We start from the raw sequence: 16,445 nt of genomic DNA, 5'->3' as shown, positions 1-16,445 counted from the left end.
TTCATACAATCGTGTTATCGTAGCCAGCTACTGAAATTTTACAGGGTTTGTCAGGATGGTAGCCGGCACATCAACGCCTTGCGATATAGGAGAGGTTATAAAAATGTCATTTGAAATGTTCGAAAAACTGGAAGCCAAAGTACAGCAGGCGATTGATACTATCACCCTGTTGCAGATGGAAATTGAAGAGCTGAAAGAACAAAACAGCACACTGAAGCAGGAAGCATTACAGGTTGCCGGTAATCACGACGCATTAACGCGTGAAAATCAGCAGTTAAAAGAAGAACAACAACAATGGCAGGAGCGTTTACGTACCCTGCTGGGAAAAATGGATGAGGTTTAATTCTGTCGAGGAATAAACCGGAAGTCGGGTGCTGCGGCACCCGGTTTACCTGCGGTTTTACTCTGCATCCTCATCCTGTTCTTCAGCGACCAGTGCGTTTTCGGACAAAATAATACCAGTATTATCTGCGTACAGATAATCACCGGAGAAAAAGGTCACTCCGCCAAAGTTTACCCGGATATCACTTTCGCCCGGACCTTCGCCTGCTGCACCGACAGGAATAGCCGCCATCGCCTGGATGCCGATATCAAGTTCTTCAAGTTCGTCGACCTGACGTACCGAACCGTAAACAACAATGCCTTCCCATTCATTTTGCGTGGCCAGTTGTGCCAGTTGTGCATCAATCAGAGCACGTCTGACTGAACCACCGCCATCGACAACCAGCACCCGCCCGAGTCCATTTTCTTCGAGTACATCATAAAGCAGACCATTGTCTTCGAAGCATTTGACGGTAGTTATCTGACCACCAAAAGAAGTGCGTCCGCCAAAATTTGAAAACAAGGGTTCAACAACATTCACTTCTTCATGGTAAATATCACAAAGTTCGGAGGTATCGTATTTCATAGCGGTATCATCTGTTTGCCAGAGGTGGATAAAGTATATCGCGTTCTTTCTGAAGATAGCAAAAAAGCCAGCCGTGGCTGCAGGCCGGGATAAGTGATCCATCATCACATTACAGATGAATAATAAATTGGTCAGAAATGCCATTTTTCTGGTCATCACGACTATTCACTGATATCAGCCGGTAAGAGAGGCGGGGAAACAAAATAATGATGCCGTCCGTCTGCAAGATACCGGCAGAAAAAATGGCGGAGAGATAAATCCTGCAGTGAGCGTGAGAAACTCTGAGGGTAAATAACAGTAAAAATGTGTATCAGCAGTGGTTAACGGGAGGCTGTGCATCGGGTGAAAACAGATCTCTGCCCGGAGACAGAGATCGGGTGATAAGAGCACGGTAAATTAAATTACAGAATAAAACGGCTCAAATCTTCATCAGCAACCAGTTTATCAAGGTGAGAACTCACATAACCGGCATCAATTGTCACTGACTCACCAGGGCGTTCGCTGGCATCGAAAGAGATTTCTTCCATCAGCTTTTCCAGCACGGTGTACAGACGACGAGCACCGATATTTTCGGTGGTCTCATTGACCTGCCATGCAGCTTCAGCAATACGACGAATGCCATCATCGCTGAACTCCACTGTCACACCTTCTGTTGCCATCAACGCTTTGTACTGTACCGTCACGGAAGCACTTGGCTCTGTCAGAATACGTTCAAAGTCATTAACGGTCAGTGCCTGAAGTTCGACACGGATAGGCAAACGTCCCTGCAGTTCAGGGATCAGGTCTGACGGGCTGGCGACCTGGAATGCACCTGATGCGATAAACAGAATATGATCGGTTTTCACCATTCCGTGTTTTGTCGAAACGGTACATCCTTCGACTAAGGGCAGCAAATCACGTTGCACACCTTCACGCGAAACATCCGGACCGGATGCCTGGCCACGCTTACAGATCTTATCGATTTCATCAATAAATACGATGCCATGTTGTTCTACCGCATCGATAGCTTCCTGCTTCAGTTCTTCAGGATTCACCAGTCTGGCGGCTTCTTCTTCGATCAGTAACTTCAGAGCATCTTTTATTTTCAGCTTACGGGATTTCTGTTTTTGTCCGCCCATGTTCTGGAACATAGACTGCAGCTGGCTGGTCATCTCTTCCATGCCGGGAGGCGCCATGATTTCAACATCCATCGGAGATGCAGCGAGATCGATTTCAATCTCTTTATCATCCAGCTGTCCTTCACGCAGTTTTTTGCGGAAAGACTGGCGTGCGGCAGAAGGCTCACTATTTTGCTCTGACTGTCCCCAGTTATTTTTTGCCGGTGGGATCAGTACATCCAGAATGCGTTCTTCAGCCTGTTCTTCGGCACGGGATTTATTGCGCTCAATTGCCTGGCTGCGTACCATTTTGACTGCAGCATCGGTTAAGTCACGGATAATCGAGTCGACCTCTTTTCCGACATAACCCACTTCGGTAAATTTTGTCGCCTCGACTTTAATAAAAGGTGCATTTGCCAGCTTCGCCAGGCGCCGGGCGATTTCTGTTTTACCTACCCCTGTCGGGCCGATCATCAGAATATTTTTAGGGGTCACTTCGTGACGCAGCTCGGCATCCAGCTGCATACGACGCCAGCGGTTACGCAGGGCGATAGAGACAGCACGCTTTGCGCCATCCTGACCAATGATGAACTTATTCAGTTCACTTACAATTTCGCGAGGAGTCATTTCAGACATAGTAAAAATCCTTACGTCCTGGACGTCAGTTCTTCAATGGTGACGTTATGGTTGGTGTAGATACAAATATCACCTGCGATATCCAGTGCTTTTTCGGTAATCTCACGGGCACTGAGTTCACTGTTTTCCAGCAGTGCACGTGCTGCGGCCTGAGCATAGGGTCCGCCGGACCCGATAGCGATCAAATCATTTTCAGGCTGGATCACATCACCATTACCACTGATAATCAGAGAGGCATTTTCATCGGCTACCGCCAGCAGAGCTTCCAGACGGCGTAGCATACGGTCGGTACGCCAGTCTTTAGCCAGCTCTACGGCAGCTTTAACCAGATGTCCCTGGTGCATTTCCAGCTTGCGCTCAAACAGTTCAAACAGGGTGAAAGCATCGGCGGTGCCGCCGGCAAAACCGGCAATGACTTTGTCGTTATACAGGCGACGTACTTTTTTGACGTTACCCTTCATTACTGTATTACCAAGAGTAGCCTGGCCGTCACCACCAATCACTACCTGGCCATTGCGTCGAACACTTACAATCGTTGTCACGGGCCGCCCCTTTTTAGATCAAGAAAAAAACTCCGCGCAGTACGCGGAGTCACTTAAGGGGGTATATGGGGGAGGATTGAAGGCTTTCAACCCCCGGCAGAAAGAGTAATACAGTTTGTATGGCCAGAACCGCGCAGTTGTCTGACGATACTGTCCACCTTAGCCCTGTCCTGATACGGTCCGATCACTACCCGGTTCCAGCCCCCGCCGGTGGTAATCCGGCTTTCAAAGCCTTCAAAGGCCAGAGAGGCTCGTACAGACTCTGCCGGTGCGCTGCCTTTGAATGAACCGCATTGTATCAGCCAGTGTTTTCCTGGTGTGGCTGCCGGCTGTTTGCTGACAGGTGCTGCCGCAGGCGCAGTGACAGCCGGAGTGCTGGTCTGTGCATGACCCACTGCCGGTTGTTGTGCCTGCTGCTGGCGATCAGCACGTTGTTGCCTTTCTGCCTGTTGTTGCCGCTCCAGACGCTGTTGTTTTTCAAGGCGCTGTTGGCGCTCTGCCTGTAGCAACTGTTGTTGCTGATAGGTTTTCTGTTGTTGCAGGGTTGCAGCCTGCTGACGCAGTGTCTGTTGCTGTTGTGCCGGGGTTTGCTGATTCCACGGTACTTCATTGAGTTGCGTCGGCTGCTGGCGCATATCTGCGGCCATCTGCTCCAGTAACTGGCGCTGCTCATCAGTTAACTGGGTCTGTGATTTTATCTCTCCCCCTGCAGAAGGCTCGGTCGGAACCGGCACAGTGGTCTGGCGATTCTCCAGTTCTTTTATATACTTCCAGCGTTCTTCCGGTTTAGGAGGTAAGCCATTACCGGCATTTTTATGCGGTATAACTTCCGGTACTTCTTCTTTTTTATGATGGGTTATAAACCACAGACCGCCGGCAAAAGTGACCAGTACAGCAACAGCCAGTACGATCATCTGTTTTGGTAATCCCGGGCGGGTCTTGCCCTTTTTACCCCGAGGAGCGTTTTTCCTACGCTGCGTCCCTGTTGAACGCCCGCGGCCTACATAGTCTTTTTGTGCCACATTCGTTCCGATAAGTTATACATCAGTCTGGCGGGCGAACAGCCCAGATCTTTATATTTAATCGCAATAACTCCGTCATTTTACTCAAGGGGATGAACTTTGACCAGTAAACTCTGCCTGAGTTATTGCCTGAAAAATCTCGTCAGCGCGGACGGTTGTACTCCATTGTTACGCCGGTGCTAACGTCGACTGGCGAACGACCAGGCTGGCTTCCAGTAACCGGGAGCCGCCATTGATTCGTTCTCCTTTGATGATTTCAATTAATAACGTCGCCGCTTCGCAGCCGATCTGAAAACGGGGCTGAGAAATGGTAGTCAGTGGCGGATGACTGTACCGGGCTATATCAATATCATCAAAACCGATAACAGATAATTGCTGCGGTATTCGGATACCCAGTAATGAAGCCTGATGCATAACACCCAGTGCCATCAGATCGTTATGACAAAATACAGCATCAGGGGGATCCGGTAATCGCATCAGCCGGGATAGGGCGTCTCTGCCCGAGTCAAAGCTGAAATCACCACGGGCCAGATAATGGGGATTAATGTCAATATTGTGACGTCTCAGGGCCTGAATATAGCCTTGCTTACGATACTGGCAGTGAGAGATCGACTCGGGACCTGTCACACAGGCGATCTTTTTAACCCCCGTGTTTAACAGATAGCTGACGGCATTGAAGGCCGAAGTCAGGTTATCGATATGTACGGTCGGGTAGTCCAGATCGGCAGAAAATTCGTTAGCCATCACCAGTGGGGGTAATTGATCACGATGGACCAGTTCGTGTAATGGAGGGACCTGAGAACCCAGCAGCAGTAACCCGTCTATCTGCCGCGTCAGTATTTGTTCCAGAAAACCCACTTCCTGTAAATTCTGATGGGCACAGTCACCGATTAACACCAGATACCCCTCAGCCGCTGCAGTGATCTCGATACCGCGGATCATTTCATAGAAAAACGGGTCACATATATCAGGAACGAGAATTAACAGCGTCCGGGAGTCATTTCTTTTTTGTTGCCTGGGAAGCAGGGCAGACGAATAGCCCAGTCCGGCCATCGCCTGTATCACTTTCTGACGTGCTGAAACCGACACTTTTTCCGGAGAGGCCAGGGCACGTGAAACAGTGGCTGTTGAAACACCGGCTCTTTCGGCAACATCTTTCATGGTGGCACGAGTCGGTGGTGGATTCTGTTTCAAAGCATAAACTCCCGGCAGTCAGTTAGTCATCAGATAAGGCGGTACACAACACCGCAGCTACGGCTATTGTTAGCAGATTATCTGCCGCCTCCGTTACCAGATTTGCAATAAATCACTCAGTCAGTGATGTATTTTCGTACTGTATCGCACATTGATAATGACCGTCAGTTTTCTGTCGGGTCGATATCCAGGGTCCATTTCATTTTCCGTAATGCCGGTAATGCTGTCACCAGCGGCAGTGTGTGGCTCAGAATACGTTGCAGTTGTTTACGTGAGGTATGTTGTAATAATAGTTGCCAGCGCCAGCGGCCGTTTCTTTTTGACTGCAATGCCGGCACCGGCCCCATAATCCAGAAATGATCATCTTTTAGCGGACTGGCCTCCAGCAGATTACGCAACTGCAGCAGAAACTGTTCTGCCTGCTGGTTATCCGCGTCATCAGCACGAAACAGGGCGTGGCTGGAGTAGGGCGGCAGGCTGACCAGCTTTCTTTCCTGCAATGTCTGGCGGGCAAAGGAGAAATATCCCTCATATAACAGGGTATGTAATAGCGGGTGTTCCGGGTGGTGGGTCTGTAATACAACCTCACCTTGTTTCCCTGCCCGTCCTGCCCTGCCTGCAACCTGGGTATACAACTGGGCAAAACGCTCTGCGGCCCGGAAATCGGCAGAAAACAGTGCACCGTCTGCATCGAGCAGGGCAACCAGAGTGACATCCGGAAAATGGTGACCTTTGGCCAGCATTTGTGTTCCTGCAAGAATACGGGCCCCTCCCCGATGAATATCGTCCAGATGTTGTTCCAGTGTGCCTTTACGGCTGGTGGTATCACGGTCTACCCGGGTGACCGGTATCCCGGGAAATAATGTTTTTAGCTGTTCTTCCAGCTGTTCTGTCCCCATCCCCACCGGCATCAGATGTGTTGAACCACACTGAGGGCACTGGTAAGGCAGGGGCCGCTGGCTGTCACAGTGATGACAGCGCAGCAAACGTTGTTGCTGATGGAAGGTATAGTAATGCTCACAGCGCTGGCACTCGGCCAGCCATCCGCAGTCATGACAAAGTAAGGCCGGCGCATAACCCCGTCGGTTGAGGAACAGCAGCACCTGATTATCAGCCTGAAGATGCTGACGCATTTTATTGATCAATACCGGGGAAAGTCCTGACTGTAAACGTACACCCTTTAAGTCGATAAGCTGCTGCAGCGCAGGGCGCGCATTACCGGCACGTTTTGTCAGCGTTAACTGGCGATACTTTCCGGTGTCGACATTATGCAGTGTTTCCAGCGCCGGGGTCGCTGAACCGAGGACAACCGGTATATTTTCCTGATGTGCGCGGAAGACCGCTAAGTCCCTGGCATGGTAGCGCCATCCTTCCTGTTGCTTATAAGAGCTGTCATGCTCTTCATCAATAATGATGACCCCTGGTCTGGCCAGCGGAGTAAACAGTGCCGAGCGGGTACCGATAATAATTGCCGACTCCCCCCGGCCAGCCCGCAGCCAGACATTTAACCGCTCGCTGTCATTCAGCGCAGAATGAAGTACATCGACAGGGGCATGAAAACGTTCACGGAACCGGGCGATAGTCTGGGGTGTCAGGCCGATTTCGGGAACCAGCACTAAGGCCTGTTTACCTTCGGCCAGAATATTTTCCAGCACACTGAGGTAAACTTCGGTTTTTCCTGAGCCGGTAATACCCGCCAGCAACCAGGCCGCATATTGGTTATCCAGGCTGCGGATCGCGCCGACAGCCGTTGCCTGTTCGGTGTTTAACCTCAGGCGTTCACCCTTTACCCGATAGTCTTTACGCCAGTCTGTGAGTTGCGGAGGGATTTCGCTCAGTTCACACAGGCCTTTTTTACGTAAGGCTTGCAATACCGCATCACTCAGATCGTGCTGACTGAGCTCATGGCGCTGCAAAGGAGCACTACGCAGAGCAGAAAGGGCCTGTTGTTGTTTTACTGCCCGTTTCAGGCTTTCCGGGGCGGTGATTTTTCCTTGTTCGGTCAGTGACCATTGCCAGCCTGAAGGGGGAACGGCCGGGCGACCCTGACGGAGTAATACCGGTAATGCATGGAAGAGAACCTCGCCGACCGGATAGTGGTAATACCCCGTGGCCCAGTTCAGCAGTTTCCATAATGATTCCGTAAATATATTTTGCGGATCAATCACTGCATCAATCGTTTTCAGCTGTGCTTCAGGCAGCTCACTCTGGGCGGTTACCGCATACACAATCCCCGTCATTTTCCGGTGACCAAATGTCACACTGACTCTGCTGCCTGTTACCGGCACCGGGCCTGCCGGTGCAAGATAATCAAACAGACGAGGCAGAGGGACAGGAAGTGCGACCTTAATGACAGGCATTCAGTAGGCTCCGGCGAATCAAAATTGTAGTGTACACGGTGAATCCTGTCGCTGGCATGGTTAATTTATTTGCATCATATCAATGAGGTTCTGTATAATATAGCGCCGCTGTTGCTTGTAACGGCAGCAGTGCATCAAAAAAACATTCTTTTTTAACCGCGTGTGGTGCTGTGCAGGTTCGCCTGGCACGGAGAGCGACACGGCCTTCTACAGAGGTTCTCCCATGAAACAAGGTATTCACCCGGAATATAAAGCAGTCACCATTACCTGCTCTTGCGGTAACGTTATCAACACTCACTCTACCATGGGTCACGATGTGAACCTGGACGTATGTGGTAAATGCCACCCGTTCTACACTGGTAAACAGCGTGTTGTTGACACCGGTGGTCGTGTTGAACGTTTCAACAAACGTTTCAGCATCCCGGGTTCAAAATAAGTTTCTGACAGACGAGTCTGCGGATTCGGATGTAAAAAACCCGGCATTGCCGGGTTTTTTTTACCTTTTTTTACTCAGCAAAGAGTAAAACGCAGAAATTTCCCGCGATCAATATTCCCATTTATCCGGGTCAATGCCCATTTCACGCATGATGACTTTCGCTTCTTCCGGAATCTCGTCGCCACGCTCTTTCCGCAGATCATTATCATCCGGTAACGGTTGTCCGGTAAATGCATGCAAAAATGCCTCACACAGCAATTCACTGTTGGTGGCATGGCGCAGGTTGTTTACCTGGCGGCGAGTCCGCTCATCAGTCAGAATTTTAAGTACTTTCAGAGGGATAGAGACGGTAATTTTCTTTACCTGCTCACTTTTTTTGCCATGCTCAGCATAAGGGCTGATATATTCGGCATTCCATTCAGCCATGGGGTACCTTAATTAATAAAAAGTTAACTTGTCGGGTTCAGCTAATTATGCCAGATATCTGCATTATAGTTTTGCCTCAACAGGTAAATGGTTAACTGTCATAGTAGCAATTATGGCGATATCTGACTTTACCGGCTAATTTTAGCGTTTCTTGCTCTATTGCTCAATCTGTACTCACAGACATTTAGATGTCTAGATGTGTTGACGTCCAATGCATGGGTGTTATTCTGTACGCCTTTCCCCTTTTCAGTGAAAAATACGCCATGACACATAAGCAAGCGACCATCGCAGTCCGTAGCGGTTTGAATGATGACGAGCAATATGGCTGCGTAGTGCCGCCAATTCATCTTTCCAGTACCTATAATTTTGTGGATTTTAATCAGCCAAGAGCCCACGATTATTCACGCCGCGGAAATCCGACCCGTGATGTGGTACAGCAGGCGCTGGCAAAACTGGAAGGCGGCGCCGGGGCGGTGTTAACCAATACCGGAATGTCGGCGATCCTGCTGGTGACCACAGTTTTTCTGAAACCGGGAGATTTACTGGTCGCTCCTCACGATTGCTATGGTGGCAGCTATCGGTTATTCGATAGCCTGAGTAAGCGCGGTGCTTTCAGGGTTAAATTTGTCGATCAGGGGGATCCTCAGGCACTGGCGGAAGCAATGGCTGAAGGCCCGAAACTGGTACTGGTAGAAAGTCCGAGTAATCCGCTGTTACGGGTAGTGGATATTGAAGCTATTTGCCGGGCGGCCAAAGCAGCCGGAGCGGTCTCGGTAGTTGACAATACTTTCCTCAGCCCGGTATTACAGAATCCGCTATCACTGGGGGCCGATCTGGTGGTGCATTCCTGCACCAAATACCTGAACGGACACTCTGATGTGGTCGCGGGCACCGTGATTGCAAAAGACCCTGAACGGGTCACTGAACTGGCGTGGTGGGCGAACAATATTGGTGTGACCGGCGCTGCATTTGACAGTTATCTGTTGTTACGCGGATTACGTACCCTCGGGCCGAGGATGGCGGCTGCCCAGCGTAATGCACAGGCGATTGTTGATGCGCTGAAGAAACAACCGCTGGTGAAAAAACTGTATCATCCTTCGCTGCCTGACAACCCGGGCCATGAATTTGCCCGGCGTCAACAGAGGGGTTTTGGCGCTATGCTAAGCTTCGAACTCGATGGCGACGAACAGACCGTGAGAACCTTTCTGAAATCACTCTCCTTGTTTACACTGGCGGAGTCACTGGGTGGTGTGGAAAGCCTTATTTCTCACGCTGCAACCATGACCCATGCCGGTATGTCATCTGAGGCGCGGGCTGCGGCAGGTATTTCTGATACTTTATTGCGGGTATCTGTCGGTATCGAAGACCATGAAGATTTAGTTGCTGACCTGGAAAATGCATTTCGGGTGGCAGCAAAGGGGTAAGCATGACAATTTCATCAGACTGTGTGGCGTCCGGAATGAGACAACTGCATAAATTCGGGGGCAGCAGCCTGGCTGACGCAAAATGTTATCAGCGGGTCGCCGGGATTATGGCGGAGTATAGCCACCCCGGCGACCTGATGGTGGTGTCTGCCGCAGGAAGTACCACCAATCAACTGATTAGCTGGCTGAAACTCAGTAACACAGACCGCCTGTCTGCGCATCAGGTTCAGCAAAATTTACGTCGTTTTCAGACCGGACTGATGAGCAGCGTTCTGCCGGCCGAACAGGCAGACCCCTTGATTCAGACGTTTATTCATGACCTTGAACGTCTGGCAGTCCTGCTGGACAGCCCCGTCACCGATGCTGTCTATGCTGAAGTCGTGGGACATGGTGAAATCTGGTCAGCACGTTTAATGGCGGCGTTGTTATCACAGCAGGATATGAATACTCGCTGGCTGGATGCCCGGCAATTTTTATATGCAGAGCGTTCAGCCCAGCCGGAAGTGAATGAGACGGAATCCCGTCAGCGGTTGCAGCAGCTGCTGGCGGAATGCGCAGGTCAGCGGGTAGTGATCACCGGTTTTATTGCGCGTAACCAGGCAGGAGAAACTGTATTGCTGGGGCGTAACGGTTCTGACTATTCTGCTACCCAGATTGGCGCCCTGGCCGGGGCAGGGCGGGTGACTATCTGGAGTGATGTTGCCGGGGTGTACAGTGCTGACCCGCGGAAAGTCTCTGATGCCTGCCTGTTACCTTTGCTGAGACTGGATGAAGCCAGTGAGCTCGCCAGGCTGGCGGCGCCTGTATTGCATACCCGTACTCTGCAACCGGTTTCTGCCAGTGATATTGATCTGCAGTTACGTTGCAGTTATCAGCCTGAGCAGGGATCGACGCGTATTGAGCGGGTACTTGCTTCCGGCACCGGTGCCCGTATTGTTACCAGCCATGATGATGTGTGTCTGATTGAAATTGAAATCGCGAAGCAGCATGACTTTGCTGCCCTGAAAAAAGAGGCTGAACTGCTGCTGGCCCGTGCTCAGCTGCGCCCTCTTGCCAGCGGAACGCATCCGGATCGCTACCTGCTACAACTCTGCTATACCTCGGAAGTGGTGGACAGTGCACTGGCTTTGCTGCAGAGCAGCGGCCTGCCGGTAAATGTCCGTTTACGTAACGGGCTGGCACTGGTCGCTATGGTCGGGGCCGGTGTCGTCCGCAATCCGTTACATGCCCACCGTTTCTGGCAGCAAATCAAGGACCAGCCGGTCGAGTTTGTCTGGCAGTCAGAGCAAAATATCAGCCTGGTTGCGGTATTGCGTTGCGGGCCGACACAGCACCTGATACAGGGGCTCCATCAGTCGCTGTTCGGCGCGGAGAAACGTATCGGGCTGGTTCTGTTTGGTAAAGGGAATATAGGTTCACGCTGGCTGGAATTATTTGCCCGTGAACAGGAAAACCTGTCCGGACGAACCGGCTTTGAGTTTGTGCTGGCCGGTGTGGCCGACAGCCGGAAAAGCCTGCTGAATTATGAAGGGCTGGATGCCAGCCGTACCCTGGCTTTTTTTGAGGATGAATCAGAGCTTCGTGATGAAGAGTCACTATTCTTATGGATGCGGGACCATCCTTTTGATGACCTTGTCGTACTGGATGTTACCGCCGACAGCCGTATTGCTGAGCAGTATCTGGATTTCGCCAGTTACGGCTTTCATGTGATTAGTGCTAACAAAGTGGCCGGTTCATCAGACAGTACTCACTGGCGCCAAATTCGCGATGCCTTCAAACGGACAGGGCGTCACTGGTTATACAATGCTACTGTCGGCGCAGGGTTACCGATTAACTATGCCGTACGTGATCTGCGGGATAGCGGTGACTCAATATTGTCCCTCAGTGGTATTTTTTCCGGCACCTTATCGTGGTTATTCCTGCAATATGACGGAACGGTACCTTTTACCGAGCTGGTCGACCAGGCCTGGCAGCAGGGGCTGACAGAGCCTGATCCGCGGGTAGACCTCTCAGGGCAGGATGTTATGCGCAAGCTGGTGATCCTTGCCCGTGAAGCTGGTTATGATATTGAGCCGCATCAGGTCAGGGTAGAATCCCTGGTACCGGAGCATTGCGCTGAAGCATCGGTTGATCATTTCTTTGAAAATGCGGATGAACTGGATGAGCAAATGCTGCAACGCTATGAGGCAGCGGCTGAGATGGGTCTGGTACTGCGTTATGTCGCACGGTTTGATGCCAGCGGTAAAGCCAGAGTCGGAGTTGAAGCCGTCAGGTCTGATCACCCGCTCGCGGCCTTACTACCCTGTGATAATGTGTTTGCGATTGAAAGTCGCTGGTACCGGGATAATCCGTTGATTATCCGCGGCCCGGGTGCCGGACGTGATGTCACCGCAGGGGCGATCCAGTCGGATATCAACCGGCTGGCCCAGTTACTCTGATCTGTGTCGGGCAGAGTGATTCTCTGCCCTTATTTTTTCCTGCTGCCAGAGGTCTTGCTGGCCTGTATCACGCCCCCCCACCTGCACCCTGTATGAATTTCCGTCAGCATAACATGCTGATAATTCAGTTGACCCTGCTGTCTGAATTCGTCAACTTAAGCATCCGGACGTCTAAACGTTTAGATGTTCAAATTTGACAGCAGCGGTGATTGAAGAGGTGACAGGATGAGTTTCTTTCATGCCAATCAGCACGAGGCGCTTAATCAAAGTCTTGCTGAATTAAACGGACGCATTAATGTCTCTTTTGAGTTTTTTCCTCCACGAAGCCGGGAAATGGAAGATATTCTGTGGCGCTCTATTGAGCGTCTGCGTAACCTGAATCCCGCTTTTGTCTCCGTAACCTATGGTGCGAATTCCGAAGAGCGTGCGCGAACCCACAGTGTTATTAAAGGGATAAAAGAGCGTACCGGACTGGAAGCCGCACCTCACCTGACGTGTATCGATACTGATAGCCATGAACTACGGAAAATTGCGCAGGATTACTGGGATAATGGTATCCGCCATATTGTGGCGTTACGCGGGGATTTGCCTTGTGCCGGCCAGAAACCCGCCATGTATGCTGCCGATCTGGTCGCACTGCTGAAAGATGTCGGTGACTTTGATATTTCGGTGGCTGCTTATCCTGAAGTCCACCCTGAATCAAAAAGCGCCCAGGCCGACTTACTCAGCCTGAAACGTAAAGTCGATGCCGGGGCTGACCGGGCCATCACCCAGTTTTTTTTCGATGTGGAAAGTTATCTGCGTTTCCGTGACCGTTGTGCGGCTGCAGGCATTGACGTGGAAATTGTTCCCGGGATCTTACCGGTCAGTAATTTTAAACAGCTGCAGCGCTTTGCCACCCTCACCAATATCCGTGTACCGCACTGGATGAGCAGAATGTTTGACGGGCTTGATGACGATGCTGAAACTCGTAAGCTGGTCGGAGCGAACATTGCGATGGACATGGTAAAAATTCTCTCCCATGAGGGAGTGAAAGATTTCCATTTTTATACACTGAACCGTGCGGAAATGAGTTATGCCATTTGCCATACGCTGGGCGTACGGCCGCAAATGACGCACCAGTGAGGGGATCTATCCGGCAGGGCAACGCGGGCACCCTTGCCGGGTTATTATCTGAAAGCCTGTGGGTTATATCAGCCAGTATTACGCATTCCTGCCGCAATCCCGGCAATTGTCACCATCAGGGCCTGTTCAACCGACGGATCCGCCGGTTCGCCTGCGGCTTCTGCGGCCCGTGAACGGTGCAGTAATTCTGCCTGCAATACATTCAGGGGATCCGTATACACGTTACGTAACGCAATCGATTCTGCAATCCATGGCTGATCTGCCATCAGATGTGCATCGTTGGAGATAGTCAGTACCGTTTTAATATCTTTCTCCAGTTGCTCACGCAGCTGTTTACCCAGTGGCCAGAGTGACGGGTCAACCAGTCGCTGATCATAATATTCAGCCAGCCATAAATCAGCTTTGGCAAACACCATCTCCAGCATACCGATGCGGGTTGAGAAAAACGGCCAGTCACGGCACATAGCTTCCAGCGCATTTTGCTGACCTTTGGCCATGGCGTTTTGCAGGGCGGCACCTGCTCCCAGCCATGCCGGCAGCATCAGGCGGTTTTGCGTCCATGCGAAAATCCACGGGATCGCCCGTAATGATTCAACACCACCGGTCGGACGGCGTTTCGCGGGCCGGGAACCCAGAGGCAATTTACCCAGTTCCTGCTCCGGGGTTGCTGCACGAAAATAGGCAACGAAGCCCGGGTGTTCCCTGACATAATCACGATACATTGCACAGGAATCTTCTGACAGCTGATCCATAATGTTCTGCCATTCCGGTTTCGGTTCCGGCGGAGGCAGCAGGTTGGCTTCCAGAATGGCTCCGGTGTACAGAGACAGGCTGGCAATAGTGACCTCCGGCAATCCGAATTTGAAACGGATCATTTCCCCCTGTTCAGTCACGCGCAGGCCACCTTTCAGGCTGCCCGGAGGTTGTGATAGTAAAGCTGCCTGGGCAGGCGCCCCGCCCCGGCCGATAGAACCACCGCGGCCATGGAACAGGGTTAAGGCTATACCGGCTTTTTCGCAGGTTTTAATCAGCGCATCCTGTGCCTGATACTGCGCCCAGCTGGCGGCCATTACCCCGGCATCTTTGGCAGAATCAGAATAACCAATCATCACCATCTGTTTGCCCTGGATAAATCCGCGATACCAGTCGATGTTTAGCAGCTGAGTCATTACATCATTGGCATTATTCAGGTCATCAAGGGTTTCGAAAAGTGGTGCCACCGGCAGTGCGTAGCGGATACCGGCTTCCTTCAGCAGCAGGTGAACTGCCAGAACATCGGAAGGTGTTTTAGCCATCGAAATGACGTAAGCAGCAATCGAACCCTGTGGAACCTCAGCAGCTACACGACAGGTTTCCAGAACCTCGCGGGTCTCCTCGCTGGCTTCCCATTGCTGCGGCAACAGTGGACGTTTGGAGTTGAGTTCGCGGATAAGGAAAGCCTGTTTATCTGTTTCTGACCAGCTTTCGTAATCACCTAATCCCAGATAGCGGGTAATCTCTGCCAGTGCTTCCGTATGGCGGGTGCTTTCCTGACGCAAATCAATACGTACCAGTGGTACGCCGAAACACTTAATCCGGCGCAGTGTATCCAGTAACTGACCGTTAGCGATAATTCCCATACCGCATTGTTGTAAGGACTGATAAATAGCGAATAACGGGTCCCACAGTTGATCGTTGGTCACCAGTAAATCTGTCGGGCGGCCCGGATAATCACCTTTCAGACGGCGTTCCAGGTAAGCCTGGGTATTGATCAGCTGGCTGCGGATACGTTTCAGAATCACCCGGTAAGGTTCCAGTGCTTGCGGATCGCCACACAACGTTCTGACCTCATCACTACAGACTGACATGGATAGCTCGGAAATCAGCACTCCGATATCACGTAAGAACATATCTGCGGCTTTCCAGCGGCTTAGCTGAATAACATGTCGGGTGACCGGGGCGGTGACATTCGGGTTGCCATCACGATCCCCTCCCATCCATGAAGTAAACGTTACCGGGACAAAATCGACCGGCAATCGAATGCCAAAGGTTTCCTCTGCCTGCTCATTCAGCTCACGCAGAAATGCCGGAACGCCGTCCCACAGGCTGTTCTCTACGACGGCAAACCCCCATTTTGCCTCATCTACCGGTGTCGGACGCACTTTACGTATTTCGTCCGTATGCCAGGCCTGGGCGACTAACTGGCGTAAGCGACGCATAATGCTGTTACGTTCATGATCCGTCAGATCGGCATGATCCAGTTGTTGCAGGCAGCTGTTCACTTCAACCAGTTTATGGATCAAGGTACGGCGGGTAATTTCGGTCGGATGCGCGGTCAGGACCAGTTCGATAGATAACGATTCAATAGCCTGCAGGATGTCAGATTCTGATAAGTTTTTTTGCTGTTTTAGCCGTTCAAAAGCCTGTTTCAGCAGTTCCGGGTTATTAGCCCCCTGGGACTGGTGGGAAATCGTCTGATATTGCTCGGCGACATTGGTCAGATTCAGAAACTGGCTGAACGCTCTGGCGACGGGTAATAATTCATCATTAGATAAGTTTTGCAGGGTCGAAAGCAACGCCTGACGATCGGAATCATGTCCGGCACGGGATGACTTGGAAAGCTTACGTATCCTTTCCACCTTGTCGAGAATATTTGCCCCTGACGCATCCTTCACTGTATCCCCGAGCAGTTTACCCAGCATACTGACGTTACTTCGCATTGCAGAATATTGTTCGTTCATGTGGCCCTGACACCCTATGCTATTTATGTGAGTTTGTTACCCGTCCTGCATAACCCTGTCTTTTATCTAGCCATGTAACGTACGATTCGTCAAATGACTTGATCGTGATCACATACAT

General features: G+C 51.2%; 13 protein-coding genes. 5 read left to right on the top strand and 8 right to left on the bottom strand.

What is annotated here, in order from left to right; translation table 11 throughout:
• The first annotated feature begins 103 nt into the window (after positions 1 to 103).
• A complete protein-coding gene (zapB, locus tag JK211_RS07175) occupies positions 104 to 343 on the top strand; it encodes a cell division protein ZapB (RefSeq protein ID WP_212707996.1) in 240 nt (79 codons plus the stop codon).
• Between the two features lie 57 nt (positions 344 to 400).
• Here the strand turns inward: zapB and rraA are convergent, their stop codons facing one another.
• From rraA to priA, 6 genes are all read right to left on the bottom strand, one after another.
• Entirely contained in the window at positions 401 to 907 is a 507-nt protein-coding gene (rraA, locus tag JK211_RS07170; RefSeq protein WP_212707995.1) for a ribonuclease E activity regulator RraA, read from the bottom strand.
• Between the two features lie 401 nt (positions 908 to 1,308).
• The gene (gene hslU / locus JK211_RS07165) at positions 1,309 to 2,640 is read right to left on the bottom strand and encodes an HslU--HslV peptidase ATPase subunit (protein WP_212707994.1); all 1,332 of its coding nucleotides are present in this window, start codon (positions 2,638 to 2,640) and stop codon (positions 1,309 to 1,311) included.
• 11 nt (positions 2,641 to 2,651) lie between these two features.
• A complete protein-coding gene (hslV, locus tag JK211_RS07160; RefSeq protein WP_087490118.1) occupies positions 2,652 to 3,182 on the bottom strand; it encodes an ATP-dependent protease subunit HslV in 531 nt (176 codons plus the stop codon).
• A gap of 86 nt (positions 3,183 to 3,268) precedes the next feature.
• The gene (gene ftsN / locus JK211_RS07155; protein ID WP_212707993.1) at positions 3,269 to 4,204 is read right to left on the bottom strand and encodes a cell division protein FtsN; all 936 of its coding nucleotides are present in this window, start codon (positions 4,202 to 4,204) and stop codon (positions 3,269 to 3,271) included.
• A 168-nt stretch (positions 4,205 to 4,372) separates the two neighbouring features.
• Positions 4,373 to 5,398, bottom strand: coding sequence for a DNA-binding transcriptional regulator CytR (gene cytR / locus JK211_RS07150; RefSeq protein WP_212707992.1), 1,026 nt, complete (start codon positions 5,396 to 5,398; stop codon positions 4,373 to 4,375).
• A gap of 164 nt (positions 5,399 to 5,562) precedes the next feature.
• Positions 5,563 to 7,758 carry a primosomal protein N' gene (gene priA / locus JK211_RS07145; protein ID WP_212707991.1) on the bottom strand — a complete coding sequence of 732 codons (2,196 nt, stop codon included), beginning with the start codon at positions 7,756 to 7,758 and terminating at the stop codon, positions 5,563 to 5,565.
• A gap of 223 nt (positions 7,759 to 7,981) precedes the next feature.
• Between priA and rpmE the strand changes: the two genes are divergently transcribed.
• On the top strand, positions 7,982 to 8,194 hold the full coding sequence (rpmE, locus tag JK211_RS07140; protein ID WP_212707990.1) for a 50S ribosomal protein L31: 213 nt from the start codon (positions 7,982 to 7,984) through the stop codon (positions 8,192 to 8,194).
• A gap of 108 nt (positions 8,195 to 8,302) precedes the next feature.
• Here the strand turns inward: rpmE and metJ are convergent, their stop codons facing one another.
• Positions 8,303 to 8,620: a met regulon transcriptional regulator MetJ gene (gene metJ / locus JK211_RS07135; RefSeq protein ID WP_046791907.1), complete on the bottom strand. Its 318-nt coding sequence runs from the start codon at positions 8,618 to 8,620 to the stop codon at positions 8,303 to 8,305.
• Between the two features lie 263 nt (positions 8,621 to 8,883).
• On the opposite strand from metJ, the gene metB reads away from it, so the two are divergent.
• From metB to metF, 3 genes are all read left to right on the top strand, one after another.
• Positions 8,884 to 10,044: a cystathionine gamma-synthase gene (gene metB, locus JK211_RS07130; protein ID WP_212707989.1), complete on the top strand. Its 1,161-nt coding sequence runs from the start codon at positions 8,884 to 8,886 to the stop codon at positions 10,042 to 10,044.
• Positions 10,045 to 10,046: 2 nt separating this feature from the next.
• Positions 10,047 to 12,482 (top strand): bifunctional aspartate kinase/homoserine dehydrogenase II, encoded by a 2,436-nt coding sequence (locus JK211_RS07125; protein ID WP_212707988.1) that lies wholly within the window; start codon positions 10,047 to 10,049, stop codon positions 12,480 to 12,482.
• 225 nt (positions 12,483 to 12,707) lie between these two features.
• Positions 12,708 to 13,607: a methylenetetrahydrofolate reductase gene (gene metF, locus JK211_RS07120; RefSeq protein WP_212707987.1), complete on the top strand. Its 900-nt coding sequence runs from the start codon at positions 12,708 to 12,710 to the stop codon at positions 13,605 to 13,607.
• A gap of 68 nt (positions 13,608 to 13,675) precedes the next feature.
• Here metF and ppc read toward each other — a convergent pair whose 3' ends face one another.
• The gene (gene ppc, locus JK211_RS07115; protein ID WP_212707986.1) at positions 13,676 to 16,327 is read right to left on the bottom strand and encodes a phosphoenolpyruvate carboxylase; all 2,652 of its coding nucleotides are present in this window, start codon (positions 16,325 to 16,327) and stop codon (positions 13,676 to 13,678) included.
• Between the last annotated feature and the right edge of the window lie 118 nt (positions 16,328 to 16,445).

The organism is Tatumella sp. JGM130 (assembly GCF_018257525.1).
Lineage (GTDB): Bacteria > Pseudomonadota > Gammaproteobacteria > Enterobacterales > Enterobacteriaceae > Tatumella > Tatumella punctata.
Note: the sequence above shows the minus strand (reverse complement) of the source record. Positions and strands in the feature narration are given on the sequence as shown.